24 protein-coding genes are annotated in these 24,677 nt (G+C 63.5%); 6 read left to right on the top strand and 18 right to left on the bottom strand.

All coding sequences use genetic code 11. From position 1 onward, the window contains the following. Nucleotides 1-6: 6 nt before the first annotated feature. From ACOQFP_RS11495 to ACOQFP_RS11535, 9 genes are all read right to left on the bottom strand, one after another. Complete coding sequence (locus tag ACOQFP_RS11495; protein ID WP_421584399.1) at nt 7-582, bottom strand: YdcF family protein; 576 nt, start codon at nt 580-582, stop codon at nt 7-9. Nucleotides 583-636: 54 nt separating this feature from the next. Continuing rightward, complete coding sequence (locus tag ACOQFP_RS11500; RefSeq protein WP_206492077.1) at nt 637-843, bottom strand: hypothetical protein; 207 nt, start codon at nt 841-843, stop codon at nt 637-639. 79 nt (nt 844-922) lie between these two features. Then, complete coding sequence (locus ACOQFP_RS11505; RefSeq protein WP_421584400.1) at nt 923-1,657, bottom strand: MerR family transcriptional regulator; 735 nt, start codon at nt 1,655-1,657, stop codon at nt 923-925. A 92-nt stretch (nt 1,658-1,749) separates the two neighbouring features. After that, complete coding sequence (locus tag ACOQFP_RS11510) at nt 1,750-3,261, bottom strand: flavin-containing monooxygenase (RefSeq protein ID WP_421584401.1); 1,512 nt, start codon at nt 3,259-3,261, stop codon at nt 1,750-1,752. After that, nucleotides 3,258-4,178 (bottom strand): ferritin-like domain-containing protein, encoded by a 921-nt coding sequence (locus ACOQFP_RS11515; RefSeq protein WP_206492074.1) that lies wholly within the window; start codon nt 4,176-4,178, stop codon nt 3,258-3,260. The genes ACOQFP_RS11510 and ACOQFP_RS11515 overlap by 4 nt, the downstream gene beginning before the upstream one ends. A gap of 1 nt (nt 4,179) precedes the next feature. Continuing rightward, entirely contained in the window at nt 4,180-5,058 is an 879-nt protein-coding gene (locus tag ACOQFP_RS11520) for an SDR family NAD(P)-dependent oxidoreductase (protein ID WP_421584402.1), read from the bottom strand. Next, nucleotides 5,055-6,062 carry an alpha/beta hydrolase gene (locus ACOQFP_RS11525; protein WP_341243464.1) on the bottom strand — a complete coding sequence of 336 codons (1,008 nt, stop codon included), beginning with the start codon at nt 6,060-6,062 and terminating at the stop codon, nt 5,055-5,057. Before ACOQFP_RS11525 ends, ACOQFP_RS11520 begins: the two co-directional genes overlap by 4 nt. 224 nt (nt 6,063-6,286) lie before the next feature. Further along, entirely contained in the window at nt 6,287-7,108 is an 822-nt protein-coding gene (locus ACOQFP_RS11530) for an alpha/beta fold hydrolase (RefSeq protein ID WP_421584403.1), read from the bottom strand. 369 nt (nt 7,109-7,477) lie between these two features. Continuing rightward, nucleotides 7,478-8,794: a lipase family protein gene (locus tag ACOQFP_RS11535; protein WP_341243479.1), complete on the bottom strand. Its 1,317-nt coding sequence runs from the start codon at nt 8,792-8,794 to the stop codon at nt 7,478-7,480. 158 nt (nt 8,795-8,952) lie between these two features. Between ACOQFP_RS11535 and ACOQFP_RS11540 the strand changes: the two genes are divergently transcribed. Beyond that, the gene (locus ACOQFP_RS11540) at nt 8,953-9,582 is read left to right on the top strand and encodes a TetR/AcrR family transcriptional regulator (protein WP_206492071.1); all 630 of its coding nucleotides are present in this window, start codon (nt 8,953-8,955) and stop codon (nt 9,580-9,582) included. Nucleotides 9,583-9,735: 153 nt separating this feature from the next. Next, complete coding sequence (locus tag ACOQFP_RS11545; RefSeq protein ID WP_206492070.1) at nt 9,736-10,326, top strand: CsbD family protein; 591 nt, start codon at nt 9,736-9,738, stop codon at nt 10,324-10,326. A gap of 47 nt (nt 10,327-10,373) precedes the next feature. Here ACOQFP_RS11545 and ACOQFP_RS11550 read toward each other — a convergent pair whose 3' ends face one another. From ACOQFP_RS11550 to ACOQFP_RS11565, 4 genes are all read right to left on the bottom strand, one after another. Next, a complete protein-coding gene (locus ACOQFP_RS11550; protein ID WP_341243465.1) occupies nt 10,374-10,670 on the bottom strand; it encodes a hypothetical protein in 297 nt (98 codons plus the stop codon). 106 nt (nt 10,671-10,776) lie between these two features. Next, nucleotides 10,777-11,742, bottom strand: coding sequence for an alpha/beta hydrolase (locus ACOQFP_RS11555; RefSeq protein ID WP_241257391.1), 966 nt, complete (start codon nt 11,740-11,742; stop codon nt 10,777-10,779). Between the two features lie 177 nt (nt 11,743-11,919). Beyond that, nucleotides 11,920-13,203, bottom strand: coding sequence for a hypothetical protein (locus ACOQFP_RS11560; protein WP_421584404.1), 1,284 nt, complete (start codon nt 13,201-13,203; stop codon nt 11,920-11,922). A gap of 115 nt (nt 13,204-13,318) precedes the next feature. Further along, nucleotides 13,319-14,626 (bottom strand): NAD(P)/FAD-dependent oxidoreductase, encoded by a 1,308-nt coding sequence (locus ACOQFP_RS11565; protein WP_206492067.1) that lies wholly within the window; start codon nt 14,624-14,626, stop codon nt 13,319-13,321. Between the two features lie 348 nt (nt 14,627-14,974). Here ACOQFP_RS11565 and ACOQFP_RS11570 point away from each other — a divergent pair, with 348 nt between their 5' ends. Both ACOQFP_RS11570 and ACOQFP_RS11575 read left to right on the top strand, forming a co-directional pair. After that, nucleotides 14,975-15,853, top strand: a complete 879-nt coding sequence (locus ACOQFP_RS11570; RefSeq protein ID WP_421584405.1) for a universal stress protein — start codon at nt 14,975-14,977, stop codon at nt 15,851-15,853. After that, on the top strand, nt 15,850-18,240 hold the full coding sequence (locus ACOQFP_RS11575; protein ID WP_421584406.1) for a phosphoketolase family protein: 2,391 nt from the start codon (nt 15,850-15,852) through the stop codon (nt 18,238-18,240). Before ACOQFP_RS11570 ends, ACOQFP_RS11575 begins: the two co-directional genes overlap by 4 nt. Before the next feature lie 11 nt (nt 18,241-18,251). On the opposite strand, the gene ACOQFP_RS11580 is transcribed toward ACOQFP_RS11575, so the two are convergent. The 4 genes from ACOQFP_RS11580 to ACOQFP_RS11595 form a co-directional block, all read right to left on the bottom strand. Further along, nucleotides 18,252-19,088, bottom strand: coding sequence for a universal stress protein (locus ACOQFP_RS11580; RefSeq protein WP_341243468.1), 837 nt, complete (start codon nt 19,086-19,088; stop codon nt 18,252-18,254). Next, nucleotides 19,085-19,927 carry a universal stress protein gene (locus ACOQFP_RS11585; protein WP_421584407.1) on the bottom strand — a complete coding sequence of 281 codons (843 nt, stop codon included), beginning with the start codon at nt 19,925-19,927 and terminating at the stop codon, nt 19,085-19,087. Before ACOQFP_RS11585 ends, ACOQFP_RS11580 begins: the two co-directional genes overlap by 4 nt. Before the next feature lie 148 nt (nt 19,928-20,075). Beyond that, on the bottom strand, nt 20,076-21,782 hold the full coding sequence (locus ACOQFP_RS11590) for a GAF domain-containing protein (protein WP_341243470.1): 1,707 nt from the start codon (nt 21,780-21,782) through the stop codon (nt 20,076-20,078). Beyond that, nucleotides 21,775-22,443 carry a response regulator gene (locus tag ACOQFP_RS11595; protein ID WP_206492239.1) on the bottom strand — a complete coding sequence of 223 codons (669 nt, stop codon included), beginning with the start codon at nt 22,441-22,443 and terminating at the stop codon, nt 21,775-21,777. Before ACOQFP_RS11595 ends, ACOQFP_RS11590 begins: the two co-directional genes overlap by 8 nt. 194 nt (nt 22,444-22,637) lie before the next feature. Here ACOQFP_RS11595 and ACOQFP_RS11600 point away from each other — a divergent pair, with 194 nt between their 5' ends. Then, nucleotides 22,638-23,570 (top strand): universal stress protein, encoded by a 933-nt coding sequence (locus ACOQFP_RS11600; RefSeq protein ID WP_206492061.1) that lies wholly within the window; start codon nt 22,638-22,640, stop codon nt 23,568-23,570. 104 nt (nt 23,571-23,674) lie between these two features. Then, nucleotides 23,675-23,914, top strand: a complete 240-nt coding sequence (locus ACOQFP_RS11605) for a hypothetical protein (RefSeq protein ID WP_421584408.1) — start codon at nt 23,675-23,677, stop codon at nt 23,912-23,914. Between the two features lie 18 nt (nt 23,915-23,932). Here the strand turns inward: ACOQFP_RS11605 and ACOQFP_RS11610 are convergent, their stop codons facing one another. Next, on the bottom strand, nt 23,933-24,532 hold the full coding sequence (locus ACOQFP_RS11610; protein WP_421584409.1) for a hypothetical protein: 600 nt from the start codon (nt 24,530-24,532) through the stop codon (nt 23,933-23,935). Nucleotides 24,533-24,677 lie beyond the last annotated feature (145 nt).

Consider the following 24,677-nt stretch of genomic DNA (forward strand, 5'->3'; position numbering starts at 1 on the left):
CGCCGTTCAGTCGTTCACCGAGTCGTCGCATGGTCCCTGAATGCCGGCTTTGACGAATCCGGCGATCTGGTAGAGGTAGGTGAATTCCCACTCGACCAGCGAGAAATCGTAAGCGCGCGGCGTCGGACGCATGGTGACTGTGCCGTCGAAGCACTGATCGAAGATGAACCTGGCGCGCGGTAGGTGGTAACGCCACGTCACGACGATCACGTGGTTCCAGCCGCGTTCTCGGGCGAGATCCTGGGTGAAGATCGCTTCACCTCGCGTCGTCGACGGGACCGGTGGGATGCACAGCACCTCGTACTGCGAGGTGGACGCGGCGCAGTACTTCTTCATGGTCGGGTCCCCGGATCTGTACGGATCGGAGAGCACTACCGTCTTCGCCACTCCCTGTCGTGCGAGCGAGATGCCGTACGCCTCCCGCCCGTCGTGCTCACCGCCGAGCACCACGATCGCGTCCGCGGTGGTCAACGGATCGATACGCGCTTTGGTGAATGCAATGTATCCACCGATTCCGACCACCGACACCATGACAACCGGGATCGCGAAAGCGAGAATCAGCAACAGGCGTCCGCGGAGCACCTCACCAGGTTAGGGAAGGTGCGCCGCGGCTGCGCGGTCAGAGACTCGGATCACTCACTGGCTGGGCTGAGGAATGGTGACGTTGCAGTCCTTGACCTCCGGGTTGACGCCGAAGTAGTTGAGCGGTCCTGCGACGACGGTCAGGGCGATGGTGCCCGCGCCTGCGCAGTTCTCGGGGCCGCTCTCGAAGTCTCCGCGCTGATACGACGCGAAAGCGCCGATGATCAGCCAGACGAGAACGATCAACGTTACGAACCTCATGTTGCCCCCTTCAGCAATCAGCCGCCGGTCGGCTGTCGATAAACGAGTGTGTCCGATTGCCGCACTCTTCAAACCGGAATCACTCGTTCTGCCTGGCCAGCGTCTGCGACAGATAGTCACCCAGCGCTTGTTCCTGGACCCGGTCGAGGGCTCGGGCCAGTTCTGCTTGGGCCGACTTCATCGCCAGGCTGCGCATCTTCTCGAACATCTCGGTTGTCTGAGCAACCTCCCCCGATTTCGGGAGCCAGCCCGGTCCGTGTTGCGCCACCAGATGGTCGGTCACGCTCCGCACCATCGACTCGGCGATGGCATTCATCGTCGACGCCGTCTGCTCGTGCTGATCGAGCAACTGCTCCAAGGTGAAGCCGTACTGGCTCAGATCGACGAACACCTCGAGAAGAGTGGGGTCGAGGATCGTGCATTGTTCACCCTCGATCCTGATCAGCTTCGCTTCGGTCAGCCGCGCAACGACGTCGTCGTTGTCCTCGCCGAGAAATTGCGCGACCAGTTCGAGGGGGATGATCGTGGTCTCTTCCGACGACCATTTGCGGGTCACGATTTCCTGGAGGCCCAGGATCTCGCCCAGGTCCTTGCCTTGCTCCCAGCCCGAGAGAAAGTCTGCGATGTGCGCTGAGGTGAATCCTCGTTGGAGTAGCGAGTCGATCACTTTGAGCCGAGTCAGGTGATCGTCGTCGTAGATGCCGACTCGTCCGCGAAGGGTGGGCGGCGGAAGCAGTCCGCGTTCCTGGTACGCACGCACATTGCGAGTGGTCGTGTTGGCCTCTCGAGCCAAGTCGTCGATTCGATACTCCACCGAGCTCCCTACCTCCGCCGTGCGTCGACCCACAGGATACGTCGAGCACACGCCGGGAGCGGGGGTCGGGATCTGCGCGTCTTTCGCGGATGTCAGCTGTGGGCGGCCACCCGCGCCGACCCGACGCGTCCGGGCGCGGTGACGTAATCATCTCGCTCGACGGCCCTGAGTTGACCGACGTACTGGGTGGCGAAACCGGGAAACATGGTGGCGTTGAAGCCGTCCTCGGTGAGATACCAACTGCTGCAACCCGAATTCCAGGTCGTTTTGGCCAGTCTGCGCTGCAGGTCCTCGTTGTAGGCATCCTGAACGTCCTGACGCACGTCGGCGCTGTGCAGATTCTCGTCGAGCACCATGGAGATCGCCTCGACGATGTAGTCGATCTGAGCCTCCATGTACACCAGTGCAGAGCTGTGTCCCGGCCCGGAGTTCGGCCCGAAGGTGAAGTACATGTTCGGGTAGCCGGAGACCGCAATGCTCTTGTACGCCTTGGCTCCTGTGTTCCACTCATCGGCCAGCACTCGGCCGTCGCGCCCGGTGATCGGAATGGGTGTCCCGGTATTGGAGACGTCGAATCCGGTGGCGAAGACGATGGCGTCGAACTGATGCTCGACGCCTTCCACGGTCCGAATCCCCTTGGGCGAGAGCGTCGCGATCGGCCATGTCACCAGCGTGCAGTTCGGCTTCTGGAGGGCTGGGTAATAGTCGCTGGTCATCAGTAGGCGCTTGCAGCCGGCTCGGAATCGTGGGGTCAGTTGACGCCGCAGCCACGGATCACGGACCTGACGGCGCAGATGCGCGCGACCGACCAGTTCTACGATCCGGGTCAACGGGGTCTTCCAGACGACTCCGAGGGCAACGGACTCATGGCCCCAGAACCACAGCGAGCGTGCCAAAGCTTGTGTCTGCGGATACTGCGCGTATCGACGCTTGGTGCCGGCCTGCGTCTTTCGATTCACCCTGGGAAGGGTCCACCCTGGAGTGCGTTGGAACACCTTCACCGTGTCGGCGATCTTCACCAGTTCGGGAACGATCTGCACTGCGCTCGCCCCGGTACCGACCACCGCGATCTTCTTGCCCTCGAAGTCGAAGCCGTGATCCCATCTCGCACTGTGGATCTTGTGGCCCTCGTAGGTGTCGATGCCGCGAATGTTCGGCAGGCTGGCATTGGCCAGCGGGCCCGACGCCATCACCACCGTGCGTGCTCGAACGTCGGCGTGCCCGTCGATGCTCAGGTGCCAATGCCCGGATGCCTCGTTCCAGATGATATCGACTACGTTGTGTCCGAAACGAATACGCGATTCGATGTCGAACTCGTCCACCATCGTGTGGATGTAGTCGAGAATCTCGGCGCTTCCGGAGTAGGTGTGCGACCAGTTCGGATTGGGAGCGAAACTGTACGAGTACAACCTGGACGGGATGTCGCAGGCTGCACCCGGGTACGTGTTGTCGCGCCAGGTTCCGCCGACTGCGCTTCCGCGTTCGAGGAGGACGAAGTTCTCGATTCCACTGTTGCGCAGTCGGATAGCGGTACCGATTCCGGCGAATCCTGCACCGACGATCGCAACGTCGAGTACCTTTTCACGTACATCGAACTCGCTCATGCGACGGGCTCGTAGGTCAGTTCCTTGGCCCACGTGGGTTCGGAATTGAGGGTCCTGCTCGGGTATCGGCGTGTGAGCTTCACCAGGCCGTCTGCGAGAAGATGGTAGGGGTGCTTCCGGTTGATCACGATGCTGCCGTGCCACTGCACGATTCGATACATCGGCACCCGTAGCGCCTCGGGGCTGCGCTCTCCCACGCGTCGGAATCTCTTCATCGCTGTGTAGAGCCGCTCTTCGTCGACACCCATCTCGACGATGTTGTCGCGCATCTTGTTGAGCAGCGGAATGTATCGCAGTGTGCCGACGATGAGAGCCGGGTTCATCCATGCACCGACCGTATCGACCAGTATCTTGCGCATTCGGGAATGTCCGAGCAGTTCGATCACGGCGAAATCCACGGCGAGGTGCCGGGATTCGTCGGAGTTGATCTTCTTGAACACGGCCTGACATACCGGGTCTTCGATTTCGTCCATGATGAACTTCACGAGCGCGCCGTCCAATGCGACCTCGAGCATCGGGATGACGGTTCCCAGTACGGACAACGACAGTCCGTCGGAATGTTTGTCGAGCCAGTCGATGACGAGCTTGACGTTGATGTTCGGCTCGGGCATCTCGTCACCGTCGAGCATGCCCCAACGCCGCATGAGCGCGAGCTCGGCATTGGCGTGCTTCTGCTCTTCGGCATGGAAGTAACGGTAGATCTCTGCCAGCGTCTCGTTCGGGGCCTTGAGCGCCATGGCCGCGAAGCCCCGGGCCCCCACGTTCTCGATCCACATCAGGTCGGACATGAAGGGCTTGAGCTTGGCGTGCAGTTCCGGGCTGATGGTCTCCGCACCGGGGCCGTCCCAATCGATGTCCGCCAACGCCCACTGACGGTCCTTGATCTTGGTCAACATGTCTTCGAAATCCATTGCCATGTCAGGCTCCTGCGGTTGTCGAGGTGAGTGATTCGTTCTTCGCCTGCTCGGGTTCGGCGGGCATCACACGATTGAGCAATCCGAGAGAACGCACGTACACCGCCGGCAGCAGTCTCTTGAATCTCCAGACGGCCTTGGCGTCGAACTGGGGAACGACGTAGAGCCGACCCTTGTCGAAGGCATCGAGTGTTCGGGCCGCGATCTTGTCCGGCGAGCGTCCGGTCCAGCGCATCGCGAACTCGGCCAGCCGTGACGCACTCGCGGTGATCCGGCCGTCGACGGCAACGTTGGTCTTGACGAACGTGGGGCACAGAACCGATATCCGCACACCGGTACCCGACAATTCCGCCGCCATCGTCTCCGAGAGCGACATCACCGCGGCCTTGCCGACGTTGTACGGGCCCATCAGCGGCGCGGCGGCGAAACCTGCCGCGGAGGCGACGTTGATGATTCCGCCCTTACCGGCCGCCCGAAGCGCAGGCGTGAACACCTCGCACCCGTGGATCACGCCCCACAGGTTGATTCCCAGCGCCCAGTTCCAATCCTCGAAACCGATGTCTCCGACGGACTTTCCGCCGATTCCGACTCCCGCATTGTTGATGAGCACGGTGACTGGGCCGTCGAATTCGATGCCGGCACGCAGCGCCAACTCCTCGACGCTCTCGCGTAGCGACACGTCGCACTCGACGGCGTATCCGGCGCCGCCGAGGGCGTTCACCATCGCTACCGTCTCCTGCGCTCGCGGCAACGAGATGTCGGCGCACATGACGTCTCCTCCTCGTCGAGCAAGCTCGAGAGCGAAGGCCCGGCCGATGCCGCTGCCTGCGCCGGTCACCACTGCTCTCGAATCGTAGGAGGGTCTTCTTGTCCTGCTTCTCATCGACGTACCTGTTCCTTCGAATCATGTTGCACTACTTGGTTGTCGAGGGCACGGGGGATGAACTCGGCCGCGTGCTCGAGTGCGCGGGCAGCCTCGGGGATCAACCTCGGGAGAGCTTGGAACACGTGCATCTGATCGGGCCAGATTTCGAGTTCGCTGTGCCCGCCTGCCGCGCCGATCATGTCGTGCAGGTGCCGCGCGTCGCCCCGCAGCATCTCGGCGCCTCCCACCTGGATCAGCGTGGATGGCAGATCGCGCACCCCCGCGAGATCGAGTCGCAGGCGCGGGAGGCTCGCGTCCTGGCCGTCGGTGTACAGCGCCACGAGTGCTCGCGCTGCCTTCGCCGAGATCATCGGGTCTTTGCGCGTGCGCTCGATCCTCGCCGAGAGTTCGAAGCCGAGATCGATCAGCGGCGAGAACAGCAGCATCGCTCCCGGCTGCGGCGTCCCGGTTCGGTCGTTCTCGATGATCAGGTCGGCAGCCAGGTGGCCGCCTGCCGAGTCTCCTGCGATGACGATGTTCGCTGCGTCGTACCCCTGACCCAGTAGCCAGCGGTACGCGGCCTCCAGGTCGTCGGCTGCAGCAGGAAAGGGGTGTTCCGGGGCCAGCCGATAGTCCACCGTGAATACCGGCAGGCCGGTCGAGGACGACAGTCGTGCGGTCAGGCCACGATGGGTCCGTGCAGAACAGATGACGTATGCACTGCCGTGGATGTAGAGAATCACGCGCGGCCCTTCGGTCAGGCCGGGCGCACGCACCCACTCGCCGCGAACCGACCCGTCGGCCACGAGGTCGACGTTGGTCCCCTTCGGAACCGGACCGAGCAGGTTCATCGAGGTGGCGACGAGGCGTCTGGAGAGCTCGATGCCGCACCGGGACATCGGCAGCAGGTTGGTGATCGGCCGCAGAGTCAGCCGAGTCATCAAGGCGGCCAGCCGGGTTCGCGGGGAGCCTTCGCCGCGTGCACCGTACGGCAGGTGGTCGGTGCGGGTGGTCGAGGTCACCTGATCACCTTCACCCCATATTCACCATTTGTCAATGGCCTATTCAGCAATGGCTAATTCGGTTGCTGATCGGGACGACCTCGGGACGGACCATGTACAGAAGAGTCTGCCCGCACGCCCGAATGCGGCGATGCCGCGCCGCGATCACCGACCGACGGCGCGTGTTTCCGAGCCCTCACCTGGTCGAGCGTGAGTGCGTGCGAGACCGCCGACGTTCGCTGCACTCACACCGACGGTGTGACGGTTCGCGATCCCCTCAACAGGATCGAGGCCACCAACTCCGGATCATCCGACATCGGGACGTGCCCGAGCCCGGGGTATGTCGTCACCTGGGCCTGCGGAAAGACCCTCCGCACGAGCGGGGCCTGATACACCGGCAGAACGAGGTCTCGACGGCCCCACGCGACGGTGACAGGTACGTCCTCGTCGACCGGAATGCTGAAGCGCGGCGCTGCGTTACCGGCCGCGTCGATCGCACGGTTGGTGGCGATACTGAGCGCGTCGACGGTGGCCGTCGCTGCGGGAACTCGCCATGGCTTGGCGTAGAAGACTCCATTGGCGATGGTACGACCCACGACCGAACGCATCATCGCCGGTGCGATCGGACGGATCACTCGAGACAGTGCCCGTAGCACACGGAATACCAGCAGCGCCCGCACCTGATCCCAGTGTCCGCGAAAGAAGCCGGCCGGCGAGAGTGCGGTGGCCGAGGCCACCGATCCGCGGGCGGCGAGCTCGAGCGCGAAGTATCCACCCAGCGAATTTCCAGCGACATGCGGCTTCTCTCCGTCCACGCAGACGTGCTCGAGAAATCGCTCCAACTCGGCCACGATCCACGGGCCCAGGTCGAACTCTTCGGTGGGCAGTTCGGGTGAGTCGCCGTGTCCGGGTAGGTCCACCGTCACTACTCGCCGGTGACGCGCCAGCGCCTCGACGACGCTGTCCCAGGCGTGTTGTCGATGCACAATCCCGTGGATCAGCACCAAGGTCGGACCTTCACCGCGGACGGTGTACGCGAGTGTGGAACCGTCGATCTCGAAAGTCATTGTGTTCCATTCTTTCTCGTCAACGCGGTGCGCACATCCGCCGCGCCGGGAAGCAGATCGCGACCTACATCACACAATGTGCCATTGACGAATGGCTATGTCAATGGAACTGTTCATTTCACACCGAGGACAGGACCACATCATGAACTGCACACCCGACGTCGAATGCATCGATACCGCACCGAGAACAGGTCGCCGATGACTCCCGCGGTGGTCGGGCTCGCCGGAGTCATCGCCCTCGTTCTCCTGACGTCGAGAGGCTCGGGGCTGGACTTCCACCGACGTTCACTGTCGAAGGCCTACACCTCGAGACCCACGAACCCTGGCTCCAGAGGGACGACCCTGCGATAGTCGCGCACGAACTCGGCATCAACCTCCTGGGAACTCCGCGGGCAGGGGTGCGAAGTCGGCCTTGAACCTCGGGCCGGGCGGAAGTCCACGCAGCACCGCCGAGATCCATGCCAGGGCAGGCGCATAGCTCACGCTCAACGCTGTGATGTGCTCGGGCGCGGTGGTGTAGAAGCGAAGATCGGCACCAGCGTCCCAGTATTTCTGGACGGTGGGAAGCACTCCCGACGGGGGAACCAACTCGTCCCACATACCGTGCCACCACAGCAGCGGGCTGTCCGGAATCGCCCGACCCAAGCTGTTGTCGGCAAGCACCTTCATGATTCCGGGTTGGGTCTCGAGCGATTTTCCAGGCTGGAAATACTCGCTCATCGGCCGGTACATCCCGGTCACGGCGGCGGTGTAGACGCATCTGCTCTGCAAGTCCTGCACGATCTGCTGCCCTTCCGTGGTGAGGAGTTCGGTGGTGTCGAACTCCTCGGGGTACTCACGCGAGAGCGCAGCGAGCCCGAGCCACATCAGGAACGACGAGACCCCGGTGACGCCAGGGCGCGGATACAGTGCGTAGTCGGCTATTTCGGTGAGATCGGCCGGCGTGCCACCGAAGGCAGTGCCGACCAATTCCACATCGGGCGCGTAGGACCGACGCAGCTCGGCTGCGCGGATCGATGCCGAGCCGCCACCTGAGTACCCGTACAAGGCGAATCGCGACTCGGTCAGCCCGAGCGAGGCGTCGTTCTTGACTGCCCGCAGGCTGTCGAGAACCATGTTCCCTTCGTCGAACGTGTTGAAGGTGTTGAACTTTCCGTCGAAGTCAGGCATGTTGATCGCGAATCCCTGGGCCAGCCAGCCTGCCAGTAGTGCCGATTCTTTCATCGTGCCGACCTGCAGAGTGTGCGAGGGATTGCACGAAGAGTCCGTGGCATCGATCGCCTCCTGGTACGACACCACCGGGCGTGGTCCGCCGACCCACGGAATCCCGGGGACGAGGACCGATGTGGCCGTCACGATCGGACCGCCGTGTACGTCGGTGCTGCGATACAGCAGCTGCCGGGTGTAGACCGGAAACGGAATCCCCAGTAGCCGGGTCTGAACCTCGCGCGATCGCACGATCTGGCCGGGCGCGTAGGTCTCGATATTGGCCGGGTCGTCGTACCACGGGTCCTGGTCGGGTACCGGAATCGGCAGCAGGTCGTAGATCTGCGGTTCGGTCGGCAGTTGCGGCAGTTGGTTTTGATCGAGCGGAAACGACGGCGGAAAGCCGGGATTCGCCGCTGCGATACCGGCGCTGCCGATGAAGACAGCAGCCACAGCCGCGAGAGTGGTTGCCGTGTGCATGGTTCGGCGCATCTGCGTCCTTGTCGTTCGTCTCGGTCTCTACCCGTGGGGCTCGCAACGAGTCGACTGTAAGCTGCGCCACACCGAACTGACAAGAGAAAATTTCACTTTGGTGACATCCCCCAACGCCGGCGAGTGCAGTCAGTACGCTCGACAACATGCCCGACCGGAAGTACGCAGGCAGATCCCCACAGGAACGAGCCTCCGAACGCCTCGTCCGCCTGATGGACACTGCGATGGCTCTCTTCGGCACGCACGGATACGCCGCGACGACGATCGGCATGCTGTGCTCGGAATCGAATGTCTCCACTCGACACTTCTATCGCGAGATAGGAAGCCGCCCAGAGCTGTTGAAGAAGATCGTCACCACCATGAACGAGGAGGGCGAGCGCGCCGCGCGGGTGGCCCTGACCGACGACGGCCAGGGATCGGCGTCGACGTCGATCGAGGCTGCCATACGTGCGTATCTCGGCGTCACCTGCCGCACCCGGGCAACTGCCCGGGTCTGCTACGTCGAGGTCGTCGGCGTCAGTACCGATATCGAGCTGTGGCGGATCCACCAGCGGGAGGTGATCGTCGACATGTTCAGTGCGCTCGCAGAAGCCGCAGCCGCCCGCGGAGAGCTGCCGGGCCGAGATTATCGGCTGACAGTGCTCGCGATCATCGGTGCCGCCAACATCTTTGCGCAGGAGTGGGCGCTCTCGGACTCGCCCGTTGCCACGTTCACCCCGTATGTGGACACCCTGGTCGAGCTGACCAAGGCCGCGCTCGCAGTGGTCACAGATTGATCGTCGAGCCCGCGCCCGAAAATAGTGACCCGGAACACGCCTTTCGGACGTATGTTTCGGAGCGGTGATTTCGACTCATACTTATCGGCGTTGTCCCTGACGCCTCCAGATCCAGACGTCTACACGACGTCCCACACGAAAGAGGTAACCACCATGGCCGACTTCATCGACAAGGCTCAGCACAAGGCAGAAGAAGTGGCCGGGACCGCGAAGGAGAAGGCAGGCGAGGCCACCGGCAACGACAGCCTCCGCGCCGAAGGTGCAGGCGACCAGGCCAAGGCCAACACCCACCAAGCCGCCGACAAGGTATCCGACGTCGCCGAGAACGTTGCCGATTCCGCGGCCGGCGCCGCCGAGGACGCCAAGCACGCAGCCTCCGATGCAGCAGACAAGGCCGCCGACGTGGCAGACGATGTCAAGGCCACCGTCCAGGACAAGCTTCAGAACGTCGATGCCGACGAGGTGAAGGAGAAGGCCTCCCAGGTGGCCGACAAAGCAGCAGACAAGGCCTCCGCGGTCGCCGACGACGTCAAGGCCAAGGTTCGCAACATCGACACCCAGGACGTGGCCGACGCCGCGAAGGTCGGCACCCCCGTCATCGCAGCTGTCGCGGCCGTTGCCGGTGCAGTCGCGTTCGTGCTGATTCGTCGACGCAACCGTCGTCGCAGCGCCGCCCACCTGTTCGTGCCGTCGAAGCGCACCACCCGCAAGCTCGCCAAGAAGGCACGCAAGCACAGCTTCTGAAGGTGATCACGAAGCCCCGCCTCGTTCGAGGCGGGGCTTTGTGGTCTCTACAGCGGCTTGAGCGCCCGGCTGGGCACCCAATGGGTGACGGTTTCGCTGCGGTCGCGTGACATCAACTCGTAGGTGACGCGGCCCAGCCAGTCGCCGTCGACGGTGATCGACCATTCGACCAGATCGCCCGGCACCACCCGTCGCACATCGAATCCCTCGGGATTGAATTTCGACGCATGATGCGGCGGTAGCGGGTAGAGGATGGTGAGGTCGATCCACACCTTCAGCGGCGGTCGAAGCAATTTGAACGGGCGCACGGCAGAGGCCGGTCGAGGGTGCGCGCGCCGTGCCATCGTTCGATCATACGTTCGATTGTGTGGCCGATCCACACCCCGGCACAACGACACCGGCCCCTCGTACAGTTGCTGTACGAGGGGCCGGTGTCGTGCGGTGCCAGTGTCAGAGACCGAGCGAGTTCGCCAGGAACGGCCAGGACTTGTGCAGGTCGTCCTGCCAGTAGCCCCACGAGTGGTTGCCGATCGGCCGGAAGTCCACCGTCGCCGGGATACCCAGCTGGTCGAGCCGCTTCGCGAGGTTCGAGGTGCAGAAGTTCGTCGCCACCTCGATGCCACCACCGACGATGACCTGGTTCGCGAGCGTCGCCGGGTTGTCGTTCAGGCGCGGATTGGCGAAAGTGTCGTTCGGTGCGCCGGGCAGACCGCTACCGGTACTCATGTAGATCTGCGTTCCACGGAGCTTCTCGGCGTTGAGCAGTGGATCGTTCTCACGCCACACCGGACCGTCGAGCGGTCCCCACATGTTCTCGACGTTGCCTCCGCCGTAGGTCTCGACGACGAGCTTGACGAACTGCTGCCCGATCGGGTCCGAGGTCTGAGCACAACCGCTGTACGCCGCAACGCCGGTGAACTTGCCCGGGTACTTGATCGCGATGTTGAGAACCGAGGTACCCGTCATGGACAGTGCCGCGAGCGACTGGCGACCGTTGGTGTCGAACTGGGCATCGATGAGCGGGGGCAGCTCTTCACCGAGGAAGGTGCTCCACTTGTTGTTACCGAGCTTCGGATCGACCTTCAGCCAGTCGGTGTAGTAAGACCACTTTCCCTTTTGCGGGGTCACGATGTACGCGTTCTTGTCGGCGAAGAATGCCTCGGCGTCGGTCTGCGACTGCCACGATGCCGAGTCCTCACCGCCACCTGCACCGTTGAGCAAGTACAACACCGGACGTGCGACGCTCTCGTCGGCCGGCCGCTGCACCGTGACGGGGATGGTGCGATCCATCGACGCGGAGTACACCTGGAGCTGAACCTGCTTGTCGTCGATGGTGTTCACCGACTCGATCCGAGATCCGTTGCTCGACTGTGCCGTCGTGGCCGGCAGCTCGTCTGCAGACGCGACGGGCGTCATCAGCGTGGTCGGAAGAATCGCCACTGCGAGGGCGACGGCCGTAGCCGAACCGATTCGCCGGAAGCCGTGTCGTCGAGATCGTGGCACGCTGTTTCACCTTTTCGTCGAGTTACACCGGTCGAGTTCCTACATCGACCGAAGATGAGGTGACGTTACCTCGAGCAACCGACCGGGGAGTCATGGACCGGAAGAATCCGACATCCGATCGTGACGCTCCCGATGTGCGCTCCGCGTGGCGAAGATGCAGGCCGCCACCACCGCTATCACTGCAACCACGACTCCGGCGGGCAGCGGCGACGCGAGCGAGATTATCGGTGGGCGATAGTCCTCGGGCAGTCCGTCCGTCCAGCCGAATTCCCGTGGAGGCACCGGAGCGGAGACCGAGAACAGCGTCAGCGCGAACGGAACGAGCGGGGCGAGGGTCGAGGCCACCGTGCGCGTGGGCTGCATCGACCCGACGGCCACGCCGAGGGCGATGGGAAACACGGTGCAATAGGCAACGGTCCCAACCATGTTGACCGAGTTCTCCCCCACCCGGATCAGACCGGTGGCCGTCACCAGCGCCAGCACCACCAGCGCAGCGGTGGACAGGTCTTTTCGCAGCCCCACCCCTACTGCAGTCACGAACAGTGACGCGGCGCCGATCAGCACCCACCACGACGCATCGGACCACCAGAGGTAGTTCACCCCCGATGCGGCGATCACCAACCCCAGCACGAGGTACCGGCCGTCACGACCATCGAGAACGAGCGCGCCGCCGTACGTGAGTACGACCGCGATCACCACGGCGAAGGTCCACATCCATGCCGTCGACGTCGTGTTGCCGAGGTAGGTATAGACGACCAGATAGACGAACGCGAGCAGGAGGGCAACCACTGCATCCGAGGACTCGAACCGAGCTGCGGGTGCCCGGAGCGCCGTCACCGCCACAATCGCGGCGGTCACGACGAGGAGCACGAGGGGAACCGGGGATTCGACGTACATCGGATTCAGGTTCACCATCCACCGCCCGATCCGCGGTGGTCGCAGCGCAGAGATCGCGCCGTAGAACAGCATCGAACCCAGCAGTCCCACCGCGAGCGCGGCCGATGGGATTCGGCGACCGGCGGCGATGCGCCCGCAAACGCCCACCAGCACACCGGCACCGATCGCGTTGGTGGTCACTGCTTGGGTCGACGAGATCGGTACGAACGACGGCAACGCGACGATCACCGATCCGAGCACAGCAGCCACTGCAGCCAGCACCGGCGTGCGTCCAGAATGGACGAGGGCCAACACGATCACAGCAGAGATGACCGCGATCGTCCCTGCCCACTGTGCGGTGACGAATGCCCCGAACCAGACCCCACTGGATTCCGCGACGAACGAATCGGATCCGAGCGATTCCCGAATCGAATATCCGGCGACGAATCCACCGCTCACCGCGGCGACCACCGGCCCGTACCGATCGACACCAATCACGTGATCACCCTAGAGACGGTCCCGGGCATCGGCTGATCCGGACCTGGTTGTTCATTATCGACGCCCGGTCGCGGATTCCCGCAGATCAGCGACGGTAGTGAACCGTGGGGTGCGCTCAGTTGTACGGCCTACGAGCAGATTCCGGATCGCCGTAGGTGATGGCACGTTCGCGTCGGGTTCCGGTGGCCAGGGTGGCCGCCCAGTTGATCAGCGTTCCGATGCGGTTGCGGTTGCCGGACAGGAACGCGATGTGAATGACGCCCCACGACACCCACCCGGGAAAACCCGACATCTTCAGCGGCCCGGCTTGCACCAGCGCGTGTCCGCGAGCGATGTAGGCCGCGGAACCGAGATCGCGGTATTTGAAATCCGAACGTGCAGAACCGGACAGATCGGCTGCGATCGCCGCGCCCGCTGCTTTACCGCCCTGCATCGCCACCTCCGCGACCCCGGGGAGCTTGTTCAGCGACATGATGTCTCCGACGACGAATACGTGTCGGTGCCCCGGGATCGACAGATCCGGTTGCACCGCAATGCGTCCCGAGTGATCCTGTTCGACGCCCATGGCATCGGCGAGTTGTTTCACGAATGGGACGGCCTCGACGCCTGCGGTCCACAGCACGGTGCGAGTGTCGTAGCGCGTGACGGTTTTCGGTTCGGCCTTCGCCGTCACCTCGACGTCGGTGCCGGTGACATCGGTGACGTGGACGCCGAGGTGCGTTTCGACACCCACTGAATCGAGGGTGCGCTGCGCCTTGTCGGTCAGCGAATCCGGGAACGATTCGAGCACACGGTCGCCGCCGTGGAACAGCAGCACGCGAGCTTCCGACGGGTGTATCGAATCGAATTCTCTCGCCAGCGCTCGCGTGGCGAGTTCCCTTATCTGTCCTGCCAATTCGACGCCGGTCGGACCACCACCCGCCACGGCGAAGGTGAGCCACGGGCGACGCTCCTCCGGCGTGGGGAGAGATTCGGCGATCTCGAAGGCAGCGATCAACTTTCGCCTGATCGCCAGCGCATCGTCGAGAGTCTTCATTCCCGGGGCCCACTGCACGTATTCGTCGTGGCCGTGATAGGCCTGCTGCATACCGACAGCGACGACGAGGTAGTCGTAGGGCAGCTCGAACGTCGAACCGTCGAACCGACTTGCCGTCACCACTCCACCGTTGTCGGTGACTTTCACCGACGTCGCTTCGCCCAGTGCCACATGTACGTTCTTCTGTTTCCGCAGCAGATGTCGCAACGGGCTGGCGATCGAGCCCTCGGATACCAGACCGGTGGCGCATTGGTACAGCAGTGGCTGGAAGACATGGGAGGTGCCGCGCTCGAGCACTGTGACATCGACATCCACCGAGCGCAGGCGACGCGCAGCGTGCAGCCCGCCGAATCCACCTCCAAGCACAACAACCCGTGTACGTGTCATCAGAACGCTCTCCCTCGGAACGACTCGCGCGGTTGATTTCCCCGCGATTGCCACCCTACTCGAGTTCGCCCACGGAGATCCGGTCCACGTCACGATCCCGAGAACGCGTCAGCCGAGCAGTTGCTGCATTGTCTCGATCTCCTGTTGCTGACTGGTGACGATGTTGCGCGCCATCTCCAGCGCATCAGAGTTGGGACCGTGCGACCGACGCTAGAATTGATACCCCCCAGGGGTAATGCAGGACTTCCGCCCCGAGTCGAGGGACTTCCGCCTCTACCGTGGATGGTCGGATCCGGGCGAACCTGGCGGTGCATCTGCACACGACAGTCAACAGACAGGAATTCCTTCATGGTCGCCTCATCCCGCATCGTCGTCGGAGTCGACGGATCTGCTTCTGCCCGCGACGCAGTTCGTTGGGCGACGCGAGAGGCGATCCGACGCGGCGCTCCACTGGAACTCGCGACGTCCACCCTGTTCGAGCCGGGAAACTACAGCGACGCCATCGGACTGCGGATCGGCGCGTTCACCGACCCGGACGTCGACGCCAAGAGGGTGCTGACCGAGGCTGTCGACCTGGTCCACGAGACCGCGGGGGTGCATCGAATCTCCCTCGACACGTCTCTGCACCACGGTTCGGCTGCCGACGTTCTCAGCCATCTCTCTCCGCTTCCCGCCATGATCGTCCTGGGTTCGAGGGGACTCGGCGAATTCACCGGCGGCCTGATGGGATCTGTTGGTAGCGCGGTTCTGGCGCACGCGAAATGCCCTGTTGCAGTGATCAAGAACGGTGGCGTCGCCGACGGACCGATCGTCGTCGGCGTGGACTGCACGGCCGGTAGCCAACCGGCCATCGGGTTCGCGATGCGAGAGGCATCGTTGCGAGGAGCCGACCTCGTCGCCGTGCACGCGTGGAGCGACCTGGAGTTGGGCAGTGTGTTGACGCGCGACGACGACGGCCCCTGGGCGAATTCCGACTTCGCCGAGCGCACTTCGTTGGCCGAAAGTCTGGCCGGTTGGTCGGTCGACTACCCCGATGTGGTGATCCGACGAGTAGTGGTTCAGGACAGACCGGTGCGAGAACTGCTGCACGCATCCGAGATGGCTCAGATGGTCGTGGTGGGCAGTCGGGGCCGGGGCGGTTTCGCGTCGTTGCTTCTGGGGTCGACCGCTCGTGCGGTTGTTCATTCGGTCGACGTACCCGTCGTTGTCGTTCCCACCGAACGATGAGCACTCCGTCGACAGACACCGAGTACAGCTCGGAAGAACTGGACGCCGATCTGCGGTATTGGTCTGCCGCGAACTATCTGACGGTGGCGCAGATCTACCTGCAGGACAACGTATTGCTACGTCACCCCCTCGAAGCGAGGCACATCAAGCCACGACTGCTCGGGCATTGGGGTACCAGTCCCGGGTTGTCGATGATCTACACGGTGCTCAATCGGCTGATCTGCCGAACTCATTCGGAGTGGCTGTATGTCACCGGTCCGGGCCACGGTGGTCCGGCGCTCGTCGCGAACACCTACCTCGAAGGCACGTACAGCGAGATCTATCCGGGCATCTCCCTCGACAGCGACGGTGTCCTGCGTCTGTGTCGTCAATTCTCCACTCCTGGAGGAATTCCGAGCCATGTCAGCGTTCAGACTCCTGGCAGTATCCATGAGGGCGGCGAGCTCGGATACGCACTGATCCACGCTGCGGGTGCGGCATTCGACAACCCCGATCTGGTGGTCGCCTGTGTCGTCGGTGACGGTGAGGCCGAAACCGGTCCCCTCTCGGGTTCGTGGAAGATCCCGGCCTTTCTCAATCCGATCCGTGACGGTGCAGTGTTGCCCATCCTGCATCTCAACGACGCCAAGATCTCCGGCCCGACGGTGCTCGGCCGTAGCACCGACCAGGCAATTGCCGACTATCTCGGTGGTCAGGGCTGGGCCCCGATCTTCGTCGAAGGCGACGATCCACGAGAGGTGTTCCCGGCGTTGGAATCCGCTCTCACCCGCGCCCACGACGCGATCCGGAGAATTCAACATGCGGCCCGAAGCAACGAATCACATCACGGCATCGAATGGCCCGCGATCGTTCTGCGTACTCCGAAGGGCTGGACCGGACCGCACGAGGTCGACGGTAAGCTGATCGAGGGAACGCATTGGGCACATCAGGTTCCGCTCTCCGGCGTCCGGGAGAACCCGGCCCACCTGGCCCAGCTCGAGCGATGGCTGCTCTCCTACGATCCACGGTCACTGTTCGACGAGAACGGCGCCCCGGAGCAGTCCATTCGCGAACTCACTCCATCGGGAGACGAACGGCTCGGCGCCACTCCGCATGCCAATGGTGGCGTCCTGTTGCAGCCCTTGCTCATTCGCGATCTGGAGAACTACGCGCTCACAATCGACTCACCCGGCCGCACCTCCCACGAGACGACCACCGTTCTCGGGGAGATGATGCGCGATATCTACCTCGACAATTCGAAGCCGCACGGCGGCGGGAGCTTCCGCCTGTTCTGCCCGGACGAGACGGCCAGCAACCGACTGCAGGCCGTGTTCGAGGCCACCGATCGATGCTGGCAGCTGCCGACAACCGAGTTCGACGACAACCTCGCCGCCGACGGCCGAGTCATGGAAGTGCTGAGCGAGCATCTCTGCGAGGGCTGGCTCGAGGCGTATCTGCTGTCGGGCCGCCACGGCCTGTTCGCAAGCTACGAGGCCTTTGCCATGGTGAGTGTGTCGATGTTGATCCAGCACACCAAGTGGCTGCAGCACGCGAACACACTTGCCTGGCGGGCACCGGTGGCCTCGCTGAACGTGCTGCTCACCAGCACGTGCTGGCGCAACGACCACAACGGGTTCAGTCATCAGGGTCCAGGACTCATCGACGCGGTGATCCCGTTGGCCCCCGACGTGGTGCGCGTCTGGCTCCCGCCGGACTCGAACACCCTCCTTGCCATTGCCGACCACTGCTTCCGCAGCCGCGGACACGTCAACGTACTGGTGGTCGACAAGCAGAGCCATCCTCAGTATCTGACGTTGCCGCAGGCGCGCGCGCATGCCGCTGCCGGCGCCTCCCGGTGGGAGTGGGCCGGTACCGAGAACACCGATGCCACAGACAGTCCCGAGATCGTGCTGGCCTGCGCAGGCGACGTGCCGACCGAGGAGACCCTCGCGGCCGCAGACCTGCTCCGCACATGGACACCCGGGCTACGGGTTCGCGTCGTCAATGTCATCGACCTGATGGCGCTGCTTCCCGTTGTCGATCACCCGCACGGGTTCTCCGAAGAGCAGTTCGTCGAGCTGTTCACCGATGCAATCGATGTGGTGTTCGCGTTCCACGGCTACCCGCGAGCCGTGCATCAGTTGTTGCACGGCCGTCCGAACGCCCAGCGATTCCACGTTCGCGGATTCATCGAACAGGGCACCACGACAACACCGTTCGACATGGTCGTCCTCAATAAGATCAGTCGCTACCACCTGGCCGTCGAGGCTCTGGACCGAGCGAACCTCGCACCAGAGGGTGAGCAGCAACTTCGACAGTTCTGCCACGACCAACTGATCCGGCACGACGCCTACATCCGCGAACATTTCGAGGATCTCCCCGAGATTCGCGGATGGAGGTGGTCGTAGCCGATCGGAAGCTATCCGCGCGCGATGATCAACGGACAGTCGACGCGGTGGGCCAGCGACCTGACGGTGGAGCCCAGCAGTCGGTCGCTGATCCCACTGCGTCGACCGCCGCTACCGATCACGACCGCCCGTGCTCGTTGGGAAAGTTCGACAATATTCTCGACCACGTTGCCGTGCAGTACTGTTCGCGTCACAGCCACCTGTGGATACTTCTCGCCCCATCCCGCGAGACACTCGGCCAGAACACTCCGGCCGGTCGAGGTCTCCGACGAAACATGCACGGCAACGAGACCGGTGCCCTGCAGCGAGGCCTCCTCGAACGCCAACTGGATCGACCTCTGGTTGCCGGTCGATGCATCGACTCCCACCACCACCGTGCTCCGTCCGGATTCGATCGCGACACTTCGCGGCACGATAGCCACCGGACAGTGTGCTTGCGCGGAAATCGCTGTGCTCACCGAGCCGAGTACCTCGGCAAAGTATTCCCCGTTGCCGCGGGTGCCCACCACGATCATCGATGCGTCCGAGGACTGATCGATCATGGCTTGGATCGTCGGCCCCACGAGGGCATCGACGCTGATCGACAACCCGTCGGGTGCCAGCACCGACCGTCTGGCGACAAGCGAGGCCCCCGCGAGAATCTTGTCGGCTGCAGCGCGCTCCTGCGAGCCGATGTGGGCTGGAAGCGTCACAAAGCTGGTGTAGAGAGCTTTGACCTGGTACGCCGACACCAGCTTCAACGCTGCGCCACGGAGCTCGGCTGCCCGTGCGGCCCAACCGGCCGCGTCGAGAGACGAACTGGAGCCGTCGACGCCGACGACGATTGCGGCCGCACCGTTGCTACTCATGCGTGCGACACAACGAGAACGGGGCACTCGGAGTGACGCAGTAGTGCAGTCAATGTCGGTCCGGGCACTCGATCACGCTCGTGACCGACCACCATGAGTTGCGCTGTATGGGACACCGCGACCAGTTCCGATCCCGCATCTGCCTCTGCATAGACCGATGCCACGCGGATGTCCGGGTAGTTCGCTCCGAACGGTTCGAGCCGAACGTCCATGGCCGATTCGGGGTGTAGTCCATCCGGCGGGACGCTCAGCGCTGACGCGAGAATCGACGATACGGCCTGGGCGTGTACGGCAAGAACGCTCGCCCCTCGCATCTCTGCCTCGCGGAATGCCTGTTCCACGACGACGTCTGTCGCCGATACCTCGGCATCTCCCAGTGCGGCAACCACCGTGCCTCCCCGATCGGAGTCGAAAGTACGGACGATCGCGACGGGGTGAGCCGAGGATTCGACGACCGTGTGAACAATGGATCCGAGAACCCATGCAGCCAGAGAGTTCTCGGTGGTGGTGCCCAACACGGTAAGGCAGGCCGAGGCCGCCTCGGACAGCATCACGTTCGCCGGGTGACCATGCAGAACAATGGCTTCCACAATGACGGCGGGATTGGCCGCCTCGGCCACAGTCGTCGCCTGGTCCAATACAGTGCGGGCGTAGTCACCGTCCACATCGGGCGCGCCGTAGACGGTTTCGCGCTGCAGGTGAGGTTCGATCACGTGTACCAGTCGCAGTGACGTTCCGCGCCCTCGCGCCTCGCGCACGGCGAAGCGGACTGCATCGAGTGCCGCAGTCGATCCGTCGATTCCGACCACTACGGGGCCGGTGGTGTGTGAGATGGTCATCGGATTCCTCTCGATGGTGCGACGGGGGTGCCGGCCGTCGGCGAGATTCGCCGTCGGCCCTGCACCGTCATCGAGAACGCTACGAGCACAACCTCGGTCGGCGCAGCGGTCGGAGGTCACCGAAACAGGTGACGAACGGCTGCACCCGTCAGGGCAGCGGAACCGACCAGGTCACATCCGTGCCGCTTCCGGAGGATCCAGGACCGACCACCATCACCCCACTGCATTCGGCAGCACGAGCGCTGAGATTGGACAGGCCACTCGAGGTGGTGTCCTCTGGCATACCGATTCCGTTGTCCGACACCACGATGTCGAGGTCATCGCCGACCGACACGGTCACGGTCACGGTGTCGGCCTCCGCGTGATGCACCACATTGCTCACCGTCTCGCGTACGACTGCGACGGCATGATCGGCGAGCTTGGTGTCGATGACCGACAACGGCCCGAACATTCGCACCACAGCACGGATGGGAACGTTCTCGGTCAGTTCGAGTACCGCACCGTTGATGCGTTGACGCAATCGCGTGGCCGAGTGTGACGTGCTCTGCAGGTCGAAGATGGTCGTCCGGATGTCCTGTACCGTGTCCTGCAGGTCGTCGATCGTTCGACTCAGCCGCTGCCGAAGGTCCGGGGACTCGGTGCGTTGCAGGGTGCTCTGTAGAGCCAAACCAGCAGCGAAGATTCGTTGAATGACGTGGTCGTGCAGGTCGCGAGCGATGCGGTCCCGGTCGGACAACACCTCGAGCTCCTGCATCCGACGGTTGGAATCGGCGGTCTGCATCACCAGTGCGGCGTGATCGGCGAAGCTGGAGACGAGCGCGAGCTCGGAGTCGTCGAACGGCTCGCGGCTGTCCCTGCGCAGTACCACCAAGACACCGCTGGCACCCTCGGCGACCCTGAAGGGGGAAATCAGCGCGGGCCCGAATCCCGTGCCCAATTCCTTGGCCTCGTATTCGAGTTGTTCCTTGCGCAGTGCGGTCCGAGTGCGAAACGCCTTCCCCGAACTGGACCCCACGATCGGAATGGCCGCCCCCACCATCGGACCGGACCCGAGGCCCTCACCGACGGTGACGACAAGTTGCGTCACATCCTCGAAGCGTTGATCGGCGTCCTCGGGAACTGCGATGAACGCGGCATCGGAACCGGTCAGGTGCAGCGCCTTTCGCGACACCATCTGCATCACGTCGTCGACATCGGTCCCGGAAAGGAGTTCGGTTCCGATGTCACGGGTCGCTTCCATCCACGCCTGACGTACACGGGAGTCCTCGTACAGTCGCGAGTTCTCGATGGCGATGCCTGCCGCCGACGCCAGCGCCATAGTCACGACCTCGTCGTCCTCGGTGAACTGGTTCCCGTCCTTCTTCTCGGTGAGGTACAGATTCCCGAAGACCTCGTCACGAACCCGAATCGGCACGCCGAGAAAGGTTTTCATCGGTGGATGGTTCGGCGGAAAACCTACCGACTCCGAGTGCGCCGTCAGGTCCTCGAGGCGTAAGACTCTCGGCTGATCGATCAGTAGTCCGAGTACCCCGCGGCCGGTGGGCAGCGGGCCGATCGCCACGCGAGCGTCCTCGTCCATGCCGTAGTTGATGAACGCACTCAGACCGTGCCCCTCACCCCGTACACCGAGCGCACCGTATCGAGCATCGACCAGCTTGACCGCCGATTCCACGATCGACCGCAGTGTCACCTCCAGATCCAGACCCGAGGTAATGACGAGCATCGCCTCGAGCAGTCCGTCAGCTTGGACTCGGGCGTCGGCTATCCGGCTTATTCGGTCCTGAACCTCGGCCAGCAGCTCGCCAAGTCGCAATTGCGGCAGCGACGATGCGATCTCGCGATGCCGATCATCCATCGCGAGAATCCGATCGACCGGTCGGCGGCGTGATTCCGCCGAGCTTCGACGCATAGACCGCAGCTTGTGTGCGACGTTCCATCCCCAGCTTGGCCAGCAGCCGAGAGACGTAGTTCTTCACCGTCTTCTCTGCCAGGAACATCCTGGCGGCGATCTGCCTGTTGGTCAGGCCCTCCCCCAGCAGATCCAGAAGCGTGCGTTCCTGACCGGTCAGGTGATCGATCGGTCCCGGACTCGCCGTCCCGGCCCGCAGTTTGTCCATCAGCGCAGCGGCAGCGCGATTGTCGAGCAGTGACCTACCCGACCCCACCTCTTTGATCGCGCGGGTGAGTTCCATCCCGGTGATGTCCTTGACGACATAGCCACTCGCGCCCGCGAGGATCGCGTCGAGCATGGCCTGGTCCTCGGTGAAGGAGGTCAGCATCATGGTCTTGAGGTCGGGTAGACGATCGAGAAGTTCGCGGCACAGTTCGATGCCGTTGCCGTCGGGCAGTCGCACGTCGAGCACCGCAACGTCCGGCTGCAGCGCCGGGATTCGGGCCAGCGCGTGCGCACAACTGCCTGCCTCGCCGATGACCTCGAGATCAGGATCGGAATCGATGAGGTCGATCAGGCCACGACGCACGATCTCGTGATCGTCCACCAAGAACACCGTCACCATTGCGACACCCCTCACCTGCGTCCACGCTGGGCGCCTCTACTACGAGCCTACGGGTCGCGGGCGCAGGCAACCTGACCTTTTGTCACCGAAACCGGCGACGAAAGTCCTCTGTTCCGGTGTTGTTCGCCTGCCGCGCCCGAGTACGTCGGTGGGCTCTGATGTAACTCGAACACCCGACCGGAGGAGGTCACTCGATGGGATCACTGCCGACCGTCGTCGGAGTCGACGGATCAGCTTCAGCTCTGGACGCCGTGCGCTGGGCAGCGCTCGACGCACGACTACACCGGTCCGATCTAGTTGTCGTCTCGGCAATTTCACTTCCGAAAGCCCTGACGGGGGTAGGCATTCTGCCCGAACCCGTTGTACAGCAATCGAGATCGGAGATAAGCAGAATCCTGGAAGAAGCAGGAACGCTCGCGGCCCGAGACAGCGCGAGATCGGGTGCGATCACCATCGACACCGTGTCGTCCGACAATTCGGCAGTGTCCACGCTGCTGGAGTTGTCGGCCGCCTCCCGCATGATCGTCATCGCGACCCGGGGCCTGGGCGGCACCGAGCAACGATCACTCGGGTCCATCGGCTTCGCCGTCACCAGCCATGCCCGATGCCCGGTCACGGTAGTGCGCGGCTGGACAGGCAAAGGTCTCGATCACGAGTCTCGTCCGGTGGTCGTGGGAGTGGACGGAACCAAAGCGAGCGCTGCCGCGGTTGCACTGGCTTTCGAAGAGGCCTACGTTCGGTCGGCACCATTGACTGCGGTGCACTCGTGGTCCGACGCGGATCTTTCGGTCGGGTTCCCGATTCGAGGACTGGAATGGCCGACGAACCGTCCTGCTGCCGCAGATCAGCTGGCGCGACTGCTCGAGCCGAATACTCGACGGTATCCCACGGTGTCGGTGCGACACGTGGTGGTCAAGGACCGACCCTTACATGCGCTTCTCGATCACGCGCAGGGCGCTCAACTGGCGGTCATCGGTAGTCACGGACGCGGCGGATTCGCCGGAATGATGCTCGGTTCGACCAGCCGATCGGTACTCGCGCGCGCATCGTGTCCGGTCACGGTCGTCCCGTCGCTCGGCCGCCGTCTCGTGCGGACTACCGGAACATCGAACCCGGACGTCACGTGATCCGACTCGAGTACGAGCTGCCGTTCGCCGACATGCCAGGGTACTAATGCTCTACATCGACGGCACTGGTCGCTGCACGCTGTGGCCATGAGCTACTCGTCCCGATGGTCGACGTGCTACACCGTGTCTCACTTCAAATCATCACCAGACCCATTCAATCTCAGGGGATCATCACCCGCGACAACGGGCCGCGGCTACGTCAGCACTATCCGGCCACCTACATCCATACTGCCGAAGAGATCAGCTATGTGGACGGGTGCGATCCGGACGGGAACAGGGTTCTGGTGGCGTATCCCAGCCCGCTGCAGTTGCCGCGCAGCGTCATTACGCATCGATTCCGCTGACCCCGTGCCGGATGTCCATCACGGTGCCCGCGGGGGAAACCAACCTCGAGCGTCGCGCAAAGTACGCCGGGCGACTTCGGCTGTCGGCCTTCCTGTTTGCGCCGCCAACCGGTGGAGTTCGGCGCGGCCTTCGGCCGCACTGCGCCCGCCCGCGATGAGCACTCCGATCGCCTGATTGACCTCGCTCACACCGGCGAGAGCGTGGCTGCCGTGCTCGATCTGTCCCGACTCGCCTGCAATGGGCAGGTGTTCGTCGAGAACGGATGCATCGCCGTCGAGCCCGAGCGAGTAGCTGACATCGGCCGCGAAGTCGACGAGAGCCCCTGCTGTGCCGGACAGGATGAGCAGATACTTCCCGATACCGGTGCGATGAGGATCGGCCAGGGTGAGCCTGAGCGACGACGCCGGCGAGTGCTCGGCGCTGCATCCCGTAGACGCAGAAACCTCGAAGTACTCACCATCGACGATCACGGTGAGAGAAATCGAGACCACGGCCGATACGGCCGCGTCGATATCGGAGGACAGCCTGTCGACCAGTTGTGCGAGGTCGACCGTGGAGCTGTCCAGTGCTGTGGTCAAACGTGCCAGATCGACGAGCAGACGAGGCTGCAATTTCATCGAGAATCCCGAGCGGCCCGACCGCCTGTTCGGTACTTGCGTAAATCCTGCCACGGTGGGATTCCACCGTCCGGTGCAGGTGCGAGGCCAGCGTCGGACTCCGCGGCCCAGATGCACCCGCACCGAATACGCTACGCGCTTTTGT

Origin of the sequence: Rhodococcus sp. MALMAid1271, from assembly GCF_049195265.1 — a bacterium.
Classification (GTDB): domain Bacteria; phylum Actinomycetota; class Actinomycetes; order Mycobacteriales; family Mycobacteriaceae; genus Rhodococcoides.

Coding starts and splice junctions, on each gene's coding strand:
- ACOQFP_RS11515 (WP_206492074.1), bottom strand. CDS start 4,178: ATGGCAATGGATTTCGAAGACATGTTGACCAAGATCAAGGACCGTCAG.
- ACOQFP_RS11580 (WP_341243468.1), bottom strand. CDS start 19,088: ATGAGTAGCAACGGTGCGGCCGCAATCGTCGTCGGCGTCGACGGCTCC.
- ACOQFP_RS11595 (WP_206492239.1), bottom strand. CDS start 22,443: ATGGTGACGGTGTTCTTGGTGGACGATCACGAGATCGTGCGTCGTGGC.
- ACOQFP_RS11500 (WP_206492077.1), bottom strand. CDS start 843: ATGAGGTTCGTAACGTTGATCGTTCTCGTCTGGCTGATCATCGGCGCT.
- ACOQFP_RS11510 (WP_421584401.1), bottom strand. CDS start 3,261: ATGAGCGAGTTCGATGTACGTGAAAAGGTACTCGACGTTGCGATCGTC.
- ACOQFP_RS11520 (WP_421584402.1), bottom strand. CDS start 5,058: ATGAGAAGCAGGACAAGAAGACCCTCCTACGATTCGAGAGCAGTGGTG.
- ACOQFP_RS11610 (WP_421584409.1), bottom strand. CDS start 24,532: ATGAAATTGCAGCCTCGTCTGCTCGTCGATCTGGCACGTTTGACCACA.
- ACOQFP_RS11530 (WP_421584403.1), bottom strand. CDS start 7,108: ATGACTTTCGAGATCGACGGTTCCACACTCGCGTACACCGTCCGCGGT.
- ACOQFP_RS11605 (WP_421584408.1), top strand. CDS start 23,675: ATGGTCGACGTGCTACACCGTGTCTCACTTCAAATCATCACCAGACCC.
- ACOQFP_RS11570 (WP_421584405.1), top strand. CDS start 14,975: ATGGTCGCCTCATCCCGCATCGTCGTCGGAGTCGACGGATCTGCTTCT.
- ACOQFP_RS11585 (WP_421584407.1), bottom strand. CDS start 19,927: ATGACCATCTCACACACCACCGGCCCCGTAGTGGTCGGAATCGACGGA.
- ACOQFP_RS11600 (WP_206492061.1), top strand. CDS start 22,638: ATGGGATCACTGCCGACCGTCGTCGGAGTCGACGGATCAGCTTCAGCT.
- ACOQFP_RS11540 (WP_206492071.1), top strand. CDS start 8,953: ATGCCCGACCGGAAGTACGCAGGCAGATCCCCACAGGAACGAGCCTCC.
- ACOQFP_RS11575 (WP_421584406.1), top strand. CDS start 15,850: ATGAGCACTCCGTCGACAGACACCGAGTACAGCTCGGAAGAACTGGAC.
- ACOQFP_RS11590 (WP_341243470.1), bottom strand. CDS start 21,782: ATGGATGATCGGCATCGCGAGATCGCATCGTCGCTGCCGCAATTGCGA.
- ACOQFP_RS11565 (WP_206492067.1), bottom strand. CDS start 14,626: ATGACACGTACACGGGTTGTTGTGCTTGGAGGTGGATTCGGCGGGCTG.
- ACOQFP_RS11545 (WP_206492070.1), top strand. CDS start 9,736: ATGGCCGACTTCATCGACAAGGCTCAGCACAAGGCAGAAGAAGTGGCC.
- ACOQFP_RS11555 (WP_241257391.1), bottom strand. CDS start 11,742: ATGACGCCCGTCGCGTCTGCAGACGAGCTGCCGGCCACGACGGCACAG.
- ACOQFP_RS11535 (WP_341243479.1), bottom strand. CDS start 8,794: ATGCACACGGCAACCACTCTCGCGGCTGTGGCTGCTGTCTTCATCGGC.
- ACOQFP_RS11550 (WP_341243465.1), bottom strand. CDS start 10,670: ATGGCACGGCGCGCGCACCCTCGACCGGCCTCTGCCGTGCGCCCGTTC.